Origin of the sequence: Streptomyces hokutonensis, from assembly GCF_000376565.1 — a bacterium.
GTDB lineage: Bacteria > Actinomycetota > Actinomycetes > Streptomycetales > Streptomycetaceae > Streptomyces > Streptomyces hokutonensis.
In genome coordinates this window covers 67,572-74,074 of the sequence record NZ_BARG01000004.1, presented here as the reverse complement: position 1 = coordinate 74,074, position 6,503 = coordinate 67,572, and the positions used below count along the sequence as shown (strand labels likewise).

5 protein-coding genes are annotated in these 6,503 nt (G+C 68.8%); 2 read left to right on the top strand and 3 right to left on the bottom strand.

The genetic code is table 11. The annotated features are described in order from the left end of the window. Positions 1 to 29: 29 nt before the first annotated feature. Together glmS and SSP08S_RS01355 are read right to left on the bottom strand one after the other, a co-directional pair. Positions 30 to 1,847 carry a glutamine--fructose-6-phosphate transaminase (isomerizing) gene (glmS, locus tag SSP08S_RS01360; protein WP_019065777.1) on the bottom strand — a complete coding sequence of 606 codons (1,818 nt, stop codon included), beginning with the start codon at positions 1,845 to 1,847 and terminating at the stop codon, positions 30 to 32. Between the two features lie 12 nt (positions 1,848 to 1,859). Then, positions 1,860 to 2,117: a hypothetical protein gene (locus SSP08S_RS01355; protein WP_019065776.1), complete on the bottom strand. Its 258-nt coding sequence runs from the start codon at positions 2,115 to 2,117 to the stop codon at positions 1,860 to 1,862. A gap of 165 nt (positions 2,118 to 2,282) precedes the next feature. On the opposite strand from SSP08S_RS01355, the gene SSP08S_RS01350 reads away from it, so the two are divergent. Continuing rightward, positions 2,283 to 3,863, top strand: coding sequence for a purple acid phosphatase family protein (locus tag SSP08S_RS01350; protein WP_019065775.1), 1,581 nt, complete (start codon positions 2,283 to 2,285; stop codon positions 3,861 to 3,863). 60 nt (positions 3,864 to 3,923) lie between these two features. Here SSP08S_RS01350 and SSP08S_RS01345 read toward each other — a convergent pair whose 3' ends face one another. After that, the gene (locus tag SSP08S_RS01345) at positions 3,924 to 4,802 is read right to left on the bottom strand and encodes a DUF4429 domain-containing protein (RefSeq protein ID WP_019065774.1); all 879 of its coding nucleotides are present in this window, start codon (positions 4,800 to 4,802) and stop codon (positions 3,924 to 3,926) included. 83 nt (positions 4,803 to 4,885) lie between these two features. Between SSP08S_RS01345 and SSP08S_RS01340 the strand changes: the two genes are divergently transcribed. Next, positions 4,886 to 6,475 (top strand): beta-N-acetylhexosaminidase, encoded by a 1,590-nt coding sequence (locus tag SSP08S_RS01340; RefSeq protein ID WP_019065773.1) that lies wholly within the window; start codon positions 4,886 to 4,888, stop codon positions 6,473 to 6,475. Positions 6,476 to 6,503 lie beyond the last annotated feature (28 nt).

The window sequence follows — 6,503 nt, the reverse complement described above, 5'->3', positions numbered from 1 at the left end:
AGCCCCGCGCCCCTAAGAACAAAGAACCTCTACTCGACCGTGACCGACTTCGCCAGGTTCCTCGGCTTGTCGATGTCCCGCCCGAGTGCCAACGCCGTGTGATACGCCAGGAGTTGAAGGGGAATCCCCATCAGGATCGGGTCCAGCTCGTCCTCGTTCTTCGGGACGACGATCGTCTGGTCGGCCTTTTCCTGGTGCTGGTGGGCCACCGCGAGGATGCGGCCGCTGCGGGCCTTGATCTCCTCCAGGGCGGCGCGGTTCTTCTCCAGCAGGTCGTCGTCGGGGACGATCGCGACCGTGGGGAGGGCGGGCTCGATCAGGGCGAGGGGGCCGTGCTTCAACTCCGAGGCGGGGTAGGCCTCGGCGTGGATGTACGAGACCTCCTTGAGCTTCAGGGAGGCCTCGCGGGCCACCGGGTAGCCGCGGACTCGGCCGATGAACAGCATCGAGCGGGCCTCGGCGTACTCGGCCGCCAGCTTCCTGATCTCGTCCTCGCGGTCGAGGATCTCGGAGATCTGGGCCGGCAGCTTGCGCAGGCCCTCGATGATGCGCTTGCCGTCGCGGACCGAGAGGTCGCGGGTGCGGCCGAGGTGGAGGGCCAACAGGGCGAACGCCACTGTGGTGTTGGTGAAGCACTTGGTCGAGACGACACAGACCTCGGGGCCCGCGTGCACGTACATGCCGCCGTCCGCCTCGCGCGCGATCGCCGAGCCGACGACGTTCACCACGCCGAGGACCCGGGCGCCCTTGCGCTTCAACTCCTGGACCGCGGCGAGGACGTCGTACGTCTCACCGGACTGCGAGACCGCGATGTAGAGGGTGTCGGGGTCCACGACCGCGTTGCGGTAGCGGAACTCAGAAGCCGGCTCGGCGTCCGCGGGGATGCGGGCCAGCTCCTCGATCATCTGGGCGCCGATCATGCCCGCGTGGTACGAGGTGCCGCAGCCGAGGATCTTGACGCGGCGGATCTGCCGGGCCTCGCGGGCGTCGAGGTTGAGGCCGCCGAGGTGCACGGTGGAGAAGCGGTCGTCGATGCGGCCGCGCAGCACGCGGTCCACGGCGTCGGCCTGCTCGAAGATCTCCTTGTGCATGTAGGTGTCGTGGCCGCCCATGTCGTAGGAGGCGGCCTCCCACTCGACGGTGGTCGGCTCGGACGTGGTGCGGGTGCCCTCGGTGGTGTATGTCCGGAAGTCGTCGGCCTTGAGGGTCGCCATCTCGCCGTCGTCGAGGGTCACTATCTGGCGCGTGTGGGTGACGAGTGCGGCGATGTCCGAGGCTACGAACATCTCCTTCTCGCCGATGCCGAGGACCACCGGGGAGCCGTTTCGAGCCACCACGATGCGGTCGGGGAAGTCGGCGTGCAGGACGGCGATGCCGTACGTCCCCTCGATCACCCGGAGTGCCTGGCGGACCTTCTCCTCGAGGGTCTCCGCCTGGGAGCGGGCGATGAGGTGGGTGAGGACCTCGGTGTCGGTCTCGGAGAGGAACTCGACGCCGTCCGCCTCGAGCTTCTTCCGGATGTCCGAGGCGTTGTCGATGATGCCGTTGTGGACGACGGCGACCTTGCTGTCGGCCGACAGGTGCGGGTGCGCGTTCACGTCGGAGGGGGCGCCGTGCGTGGCCCAGCGGGTGTGGGCGATGCCGGTGGTGCCCTTGAAGCGCGCCGGGACCTTGGCCTCCAGGTCACGGACCCGGCCCTTGGCCTTGACCACCTTCAGGCCGGCCGTCTTGGGAGCCGTGATGGCGATGCCCGCGGAGTCGTAGCCGCGGTACTCCAGCCGCTGCAGGCCCTCCAGCAGAAGCGGAGCAACGTCACGCTTGCCGATGTATCCGACGATTCCGCACATATATAGGTATTCCTAGCCGTAGACGATGCGGCGCAGCTGCCTGAGCGTGAGCTCCGGCGGCGCGACCGCCCGGTATTTCAGGTCCGCCTCGATCCGGTCGAAGATCGTCGCGTTGACCAGGCCCTGGGCCTGGAGCTCGCGGTGGCGGCGACGGACGTAGTCCTCGGTCGTCTCGTCGAAGTACGCGAGCACGTCCTGGATCACCCGCAGCGCCTCGCCCCGGTTGAGGGTCGTGGAGCGCGTCAGATGATCAACGAGTTCGTCGTGCACCCGGTAGATCCTGGGGTACCGGGGGAAGGTTTGCAAGAATCCTGCCCGATATCGGGCAGCGGCCTGTTGAATGTCTTATGGGACTCTGTTCGCAAGCTGTCCATCCTGTGTCTTGTGTTACGTCGCTCATATGGACGAGTTTCAGACGCCATGGACATTCCTCGTATGGGAGTACCCGAAGAGCTCGCCGAGCGTATGAGCATGGCTGAGCAGCACGAGTACCTACGCTCGAAATTCTCCCGGCGCACCATGATCAGAGGCGGCGCCGTGACCCTCGGCGCCGTCGCCGGCGGCGTGTTCGTCCCGGGCGCGGTCGCCCAGGCGGCCGTCCCCAGCCAGGCCTCCGCCACCTATGCCGCCGCCTCCTCCAGCGAGTCGATCGACGGGGCCCTCGTCTCCCCGTTCGGCCGCCACCTCGCGTTCGGCAACGACCCGAGCACCGAGGTCACGGTCTCCTGGCAGGTCCCGACCAACGTCAAGAAGCCGTTCGTTCGCATAGGCGCGCACCCCTGGGACCTCTCCCGCAAGATCGAGGCCGAGGTGCGCACGCTCTACACCCCGGCGGGCGTCGGGGCGAGCGGCGACCACACGCAGTACTACCTGCACGCCAAGCTGACGCACCTGCGTCCGGGCAAGACGTACTACTACGGCGTCGGCCACGCGGGCTTCGACCCGGCCGAGGCCCACCTGCTCGGCACGCTGGGCACGTTCAGGACGGCCCCCGACCGCGCCGTGCCGTTCACCTTCACGGCCTTCGGCGACGAGGGCGTCGGCTACCACGGCCTGGCCAACAACAGCCTGCTGCTGGGCCAGAACCCGGCCTTCCACCTGCACGCCGGCGACATCTGCTACGCCGACCCGGCCGGCGCGGGCAAGACCGCCGACACCGGCTTCGACTCGCGCGTCTGGGACCAGTTCCTCGCCCAGACCGAGTCGGTCGCCAAGTCCGTGCCGTGGATGCCCGCCTACGGCAACCACGACATGGAGGCCTGGTACTCGCCCAACGGCTACGGCGGCGAGGACGCCCGCTGGAACCTGCCGGACAACGGCCCCGACAAGGCGAACCTGCCGGGCGTCTACTCCTTCGTCTACGGCAACACGGCGGTCATCTCGCTGGACGCCAACGACGTGTCCTTCGAGATCCCGGCCAACCTCGGCATCTCGGGCGGCACCCAGACCACGTGGCTGGAGGGGCAGCTCAAGAAGTTCCGCGCGTCCAAGGACATCGACTTCGTGGTGATCTTCTTCCACCACTGCGCGTACTGCACCTCCACCGCGCACTCCTCGGAGGGGGGAGTGCGCGACGAGTGGGTGCCGCTGTTCGAGAAGTACACGGTGGACCTGGTCATCAACGGCCACAACCACCAGTACGAGCGCACCGACGTCATCAAGAAGAACGCCGTCGTCAAGAAGCTGCCGATCGGCGGCACGGCGTACCCGGAGACCGAGGGTGTCGTCTACGTGACGGCGGGCGCGGCCGGCCGCAGCCTGTACGCGTTCTCCGCCCCGGACTCCTACGAGGGTCACGTCGCCGACGTCGACTCCGTGGCCGCCTTCATCAACACGAAGGACGGCAAGGTCAACGAGACGGTCGCTTGGTCGCGCGTGCGCTACCTCAACTACTCGTTCCTGCGCGTGGACGTCCAGCCCGCCCACAAGGGCCGTACGGCCACCCTGACGGTCCGCGGCATCGCCGAGACCGGCGCCGAGATCGACCGCTTCACGGTCGCCCGCAAGGCCAAGTAAGGCCCGACACGACCGAGTTACGCCCAGAAGGCGGGGCGCAATTCAGCGAGCAGGCGGTCCTCACATGCGTTTGAGGACCGCCTGTTTGGCCATCGAGAACTCCTCGTCCGTGAGCACCCCGTCCCGGTGCAGCTCGCCGAGTTCCCGCAGCCGCCGCAGCAGAGCGTCGTGGCTGTCCTCCGCCGCGGTCGTCAACTGCTGGGTGGGCGCGGCCAGTTCATGTCGTGCGTCCGTCTCGGCGGCCGGGTGCGGAAGCCGGGCCTGGACGGCCGCGGCGATCAGGGCCATCAGCGGGTCCTTCTTGAAGCCCCACAACTCCACTGAGTTGGGGTCGTACTTGGGCGGTGCCTTGGTCGGCGCGTGGCGCACCGCGAAGCGGATGTAGCCGTTCTCCAGACCGGCCGACGGCCGCCACTCCACGCCCACGAGGTCCGTGACGGCGAGAGTGCGGGCACCGGCCGCGGACTTGGCGTCCTCGGTCTTCCAGTTCCACTCCAGCCGCACGTGCTCGCCGTCGAAGCTCGCGGTGCCGTCCCCGGCGGAGACGGAGAGCGGCACGGCCGGGCCCGGCAGCAGGTACTCGGCCACCGGGTCCGCCGGAACGCCGTCGAGCAGCAGGGCGTTGCGCACCTCGTCCACGAAGTACTCGGCGACGCCGTACCGGTCCGACTCCACGGTCAGTTGATAGGGGTCGTCGCCCTCGGCGAGCCGGCCGCCGGTGGCGTGCAGCAGCGGGTCGGCGCCGTCGCGCAGCCGCAGTCGCAGCCGCCCCGACCTGCGGCCCTGCTCGAACGAGACGCCCGCCAACGCGCCCAGGGGGACGACGAGTTCGCCCAGCGTCCTGCGGAACAGGCCGACGTTCTTGTCCCGTCCGGGAGTCAGCCGCAGGGCGTCGCCGTCGAAGATCCAGGTGCCGTCCTTCTGGATGATTTCCGCCATAGCAGGGATTGTTCCATCGCCTTGGCGACAGAATGGTCTGTACCTGTCCGGCTGCATGGAAGGGACCGCTTGTGAGACACCTTGTGAGACAGCGCCACAGAACGACCCGCCTCCTCGGTTCGCTGCTGCTCGTCGCCGCCGCGAGCGTGTCCGTCGTCGGCGCCGCGCCCTCCGCCGAGCCCGCCGCCGTCACCCCGCTGGGCCGGGTGGTCCCGGCGCCCGCGTCCGTCACGCCCGGCGGACAGCCGTACCGGATCACGAGCGCCACCCGTATCCGCGTCGGCGAGTCACGCGAGTCGCGCCGGATCGGCGAGTACCTCGCCGGCATCCTGCGCCCCTCCACCGGCTACCGGCTGCCGGTCACCTCGCGGGGCAAGGGAGGTATCCAACTCCGCCTGGCCAAGGGCACGTTCGGCGCCGAGGGCTACCGGCTCAACAGCACCGCCTCCGGTGTCACCATCACGGCGAGCAGGCCGGCCGGGCTCTTCCACGGCGTCCAGACCCTGCGCCAACTCCTGCCCGCCGCCGTCGAGAAGAACTCCGTGCAGCCCGGCCCCTGGCGGATCGCGGGCGGCACCATCGAGGACTCCCCGCGCTACGCCTACCGCGGCGCGATGCTCGACGCCTCCCGGCACTTCTTCACGGTCGCCCAAGTCAAGCGCTACATCGACGAGTTGGCGCTCTACAAGATCAACGAGCTGCATCTGCACCTCAGCGACGACCAGGGCTGGCGCATCGCCATCAACTCCTGGCCCCGGCTGGCCACTTACGGCGGCTCGACCCAGGTCGGCGGTGGCGCAGGCGGCTACTACACCAAGGACGACTACAAGGAGATCGTCCGGTACGCGGCCTCCCGCTATCTGGAGGTCGTCCCGGAGATCGACATGCCGGGCCACACCAACGCGGCCCTCGCCTCCTACGCAGACCTGAACTGCGACGGCGTGGCACCCCCGCTCTACACGGGCACGGACGTCGGCTTCAGCTCGCTGTGCGTCGGCAAGGACGTCACGTACAGCTTCGTGGACGACGTGATCCGCGAGCTGGCCGCGCTCACCCCGGGCCGCTATCTCCACATCGGCGGGGACGAGGCGCACTCCACCAGCCATGAGGACTACGTCAAGTTCATGGACCGGGTGCAGCCGATCGTCGCCAAGTACGGCAAGACGGTGATCGCCTGGCACCAGATCACCGGCGCGCATCCGATCAAGGGCGCCCTCGCCCAGTACTGGGGTCTCGACGACACCGACGCCGCCGAGAAGGCGCAGGTCGCCGAGGCCGCGAAGAACGGCACCGGGCTGATCCTCTCGCCCGCCGACCGGGTCTACCTCGACATGAAGTACACCGAGGACACCCCGCTCGGCCAGGACTGGGCGGGCCTGGTCGAGGTGAAGCGGTCCTACGACTGGGACCCGGGCAACTACCTTCCCGGGGCGCCGAGTTCGGCCATCCGGGGCGTCGAGGCGCCGCTGTGGTCGGAGACCATCGTGACCGACGCGAACATCCAGTACATGGCCTTCCCCCGGCTGCCGGGCGTGGCCGAGCTGGGCTGGTCGCCGGCCTCGACGCACGACTGGGACACCTACAAGGTCCGGCTCGCGGCGCAGGCACCGCGCTGGGACGCGCTCGGGATCGACTACTACCGGTCGCCCCAAGTGCCCTGGCCTGCACGGTAGTTGAGCTGTCTGTATGAAGAGGGCGGGC

What these genes read in the sequence shown, in the direction of transcription:
- SSP08S_RS01345 (WP_019065774.1), bottom strand. Translation starts at nt 4,802, where the DNA reads ATGGCGGAAATCATCCAGAAGGACGGCACCTGGATCTTCGACGGCGAC.
- glmS (WP_019065777.1), bottom strand. Translation starts at nt 1,847, where the DNA reads ATGTGCGGAATCGTCGGATACATCGGCAAGCGTGACGTTGCTCCGCTT.
- SSP08S_RS01350 (WP_019065775.1), top strand. Translation starts at nt 2,283, where the DNA reads ATGGGAGTACCCGAAGAGCTCGCCGAGCGTATGAGCATGGCTGAGCAG.